This is a genomic window from Acinetobacter seohaensis (assembly GCF_056431365.1).
Map to the genome: position 1 here is coordinate 1 of NZ_JBWKMK010000077.1, position 984 is coordinate 984.

At 38.5% G+C, this 984-nt stretch carries 1 protein-coding gene; it reads right to left on the reverse strand.

The features are described from left to right. Positions 1–982 (reverse strand): transposase (locus AC07E5_RS09725; protein ID WP_498625339.1); only part of this gene is annotated, 982 nt, incomplete at its 3' end. Between the last annotated feature and the right edge of the window lie 2 nt (positions 983–984).

The following is a 984-nucleotide window of genomic DNA, read 5'->3' on the forward strand; positions in this document are numbered from 1 at the left end:
CGGTAATCTCGGTTGATACATTGCTGATCAATGACCATCTTGCAACTGTCTTATCATTAATATCTTTAACCACCGCAATAATCAGTCTAGCCTCAATTGCAGCACCTTTCTGAGGAGCAACTCTTTGACCTAAAGAATCTTTTTTATTTGATTTTGCAGCACGGGTAAGCCGAACATTGGTTTCTCCAACATAAAGCATATGTTGATTACCCTTGTAAGAAATGGGTTTCACTTGCTGTATTTCGATACGTTCAGCAACTTCTCCAACTTTACATATTTCACCCTGATGCTCAATCCGATTGCCTTCCTTTGCTCGAATAAGCCATTGAAAACCATGACTGCTTAATTCCCTGAGATGAGCAATGGAATCTCCTTCACGATCAATAATATGTACGCAGGTTTTCTCAAGAGGAAACTGTTCAACTTTTTGTATTTGTTCAGAAAGGGAGTCTAAATGAGTTTTACGTTCGGTCTGTTGCTCATTAAATGTCGAATAGCAACCTGAAGCACTAGAAAGGGTTTGAGCTAATGGAGCAACAGGAAGTCCAGAAGCAGCATCAACAAGTAAGCTCGTTTGTAATTCATAGCCTGAGTCGTACTGATGTGTCCTTTGGAGTTTTTGAGTTTTATTACGATGTGTCACATATTGGATTTGTGACCAATCATGAATAACTAAAGCATAGCGATGCAGCGATGTCTTAATCTGATCACAAGCAAGCTGTTGAATAGGTTCATTTAATTGTTTAAATGAAATTTTATCATTATTTAAAAACCGCCATACAGCTTGCGTCGTTGCGAAACTATTTTTTTGAGCAGAGGCAATATCTTTGATTGCAGGGGCAAGTGAAGCAAGAGGATTCATATTGAACTGAACAAGGTTGTTGTAACGTTTGACAAGGCGCTGATCTAAGCGAGAGATGTTAAAATTGAAGAGCATGCTCTTCAATTTAACGCAAAACATGGAAATTGTGTAGATACCTATGC